Source organism: Wolbachia endosymbiont of Drosophila baimaii (assembly GCF_028982185.1).
GTDB lineage: Bacteria > Pseudomonadota > Alphaproteobacteria > Rickettsiales > Anaplasmataceae > Wolbachia > Wolbachia pipientis.
The window spans coordinates 1-2,312 of the sequence record NZ_JAPQLE010000100.1 but is presented as its reverse complement, the minus strand read 5'-3'; the positions used below and the strand labels follow the sequence as shown (position 1 = coordinate 2,312).

At 33.2% G+C, this 2,312-nt stretch carries 3 protein-coding genes; 1 reads left to right on the top strand and 2 read right to left on the bottom strand.

What is annotated here, in order from left to right:
* On the top strand, positions 1 to 962 hold a 962-nt coding region (locus OZD66_RS03305), incomplete at its 5' end, for an IS110 family RNA-guided transposase (protein ID WP_275022065.1).
* A gap of 156 nt (positions 963 to 1,118) precedes the next feature.
* On the opposite strand, the gene OZD66_RS03300 is transcribed toward OZD66_RS03305, so the two are convergent.
* Positions 1,119 to 1,622: a protein-disulfide reductase DsbD domain-containing protein gene (locus OZD66_RS03300; protein ID WP_015589109.1), complete on the bottom strand. Its 504-nt coding sequence runs from the start codon at positions 1,620 to 1,622 to the stop codon at positions 1,119 to 1,121.
* A gap of 304 nt (positions 1,623 to 1,926) precedes the next feature.
* Positions 1,927 to 2,312 (bottom strand): transposase (locus OZD66_RS03295; RefSeq protein WP_458695168.1); only part of this gene is annotated, 386 nt, incomplete at its 5' end.

Below are 2,312 nucleotides of genomic sequence, written 5' to 3'. Positions count from 1 at the left end.
TAAATGCTATTTTGGGTGTGGATATTTCAAAAAAGAAATTTGATGTTTGTTTGTTAGTGGACAGTAAAAAACGACACAAAGTCTTTCAAAATAATCAAGATGGTTTTGCAAAACTTGTAATTTGGTGCAATGGCCATGGAGCAAATCTTACTCATTTATGTCTTGAAGCAACTAGTTGGTATGGAGAAGATTTGGCTACTTTTATGCACGATTTAGGACATAATGTCAGTATAGTAAACCCAGCCCAAATCAAAGCTTTTGGCAAAAGTGAGCTGCTCAGAAATAAGACAGATAAATCAGATGCAGCTATGATAGCTAGATTTTGTATCGCCAACAAACCTGCTCTTTGGAAGCCCATTGCACCTGAAATGAGGCATTTGAGGGAGCTTTACCGTTGCATGCAACCGCTAAAAGATGATAAGGTGCAACAGACAAATCGCTTGGAAAACAAAAATATGCATTCCAGTTGCAAAGAAGCTATATCTAAAGTAATTTTGGCAATAGAGGAGCAAATTATTGTTCTCGAAAAAGAAATTAATGAGCATATAAATAACTATCCACATCTAAAAAATATGGTGGAAAACCTTAAGACTATAAAAGGTATAGGATATCTTACTGCTGTTGCTGTTGTCGCAGAAATGCCATCAGTTGATAACTTTGACAATGCTAAACAATTTACAGCTTTTACTGGTCTAAATCCAGGACATTATCAATCGGGATCGTCAGTAAGTAAGAGAAGTTGCATATGCAAAATAGGATCTGAGCGTATTCGAAAAGCTCTTTATATGCCAGCTATAGTAGTCAAAAACCATAATAATCATTTTCAAAAGTTTTGTCAGCGTCTAGCAAGTAAAGGCAAATGTCCAAAAGTCATAGTTCTTGCGTTAATGCGAAAATTAATGCATGTCTTTTTTGGTATTCTTAAAAATAATCAACCATTTAATTGTAATTTTGTTGGATAATTTGTTTGACAGCAGAGACAGTATCTGGGATCTAAATTTTTTATGCGAAACCATTATGTTTATATACTTGTAGGCCCAAGTTCCTCACATAGTGAACAAAAAAGTAAATGAGATTCCAGTGTCACACGCTGGAATGACACCTACCCCATGAGAACTCTATTTTTCATACCACTCATTTATAAGTTTATTGATATCAGAATCTATAAAATCCTTTAATGGTTGCCTGATTTTTATCTCAACATTTTTAGGGATGCACCTATCTTTACATATCGCATAATTTATATGGAAGTTAAGGTCAATATACCCTTGATTTAAAAATATATTCATCTTAAAGGGAAATAATACCATATCCTCATATACGTTACTTACAAACGTCTCTCTCCCTACTTTATCTTTATGTTCCTTTGGAATAGGCCAGTGAATATTTATATCTGATGCATTACCCTTGTAACTAATAGACGTGGGAAGGCCAAAATCTCCAGGATCTTTATAATATATGTGCCAGCCTGGTTCTACTGTAACCTTTATTGCACCTTTAAGAGTGAAGCTTGCTTCATTTATCTCGCCAATAAGTAAATCAAATTTTGCAATTTCCTCGTCAGCATATAGTTGAGCGCAAGAAAAAAATAAAAATAATATTAAATATATATATATTTTCATTAAGGTAAATTTCTCCTTTTATAGAGAAAGTGATTTAGATTTTAATTATTACATTTAATAGCATTATATAGATTATTTATTAATATAGCATTATGCTATAGCTAAACTGACTTACAACAATCTAAAAAACGACAAATTCGTCATTCCGCTACTTGTTAGCGGAATCTATGCCGAGATACCGCGAATGAATCCACAACTGTACGAACATTGTGATTTTGGCCCATAAGGAGGGTGTCATCCCAGTGCTTGACACTGGGATGGCTTTGTTGCATCACACTTTATGAGATGGTGATTTATGGTAAATTCATGTAACTATCTTAAATTTAGCCATACCAATATCAGTGAATTTATTAAGCAAATAGCATTTGATTAGCAGTTCTTTTTCTCGATTTATCTCAGATTTATTCCTAAAACTAAATCCGAATATTTGCTTTAATCTTGAGAAAAACCCTTCAATATAAGATCTTTTCCCATAATTTACTTCTTTTTTCCATTCTTTCATGCCATCTTCACCGTATAATTTTATTAACCTAATAGCAGCATTCCTGTCAGACATATAATCTATTTCTGGATGTTCTGCCGCATTGTTTATTGGTGGAATTTTTGTCTTTATATCATATTCGTTACACAACTTATAAAACTTGTGCCTATCACATGCTCTATCTGCATATAGTGCTTTTATGGCATGCT

What these genes read in the sequence shown, in the direction of transcription:
- OZD66_RS03300 (WP_015589109.1), bottom strand. Translation starts at nt 1,622, where the DNA reads ATGAAAATATATATATATTTAATATTATTTTTATTTTTTTCTTGCGCT.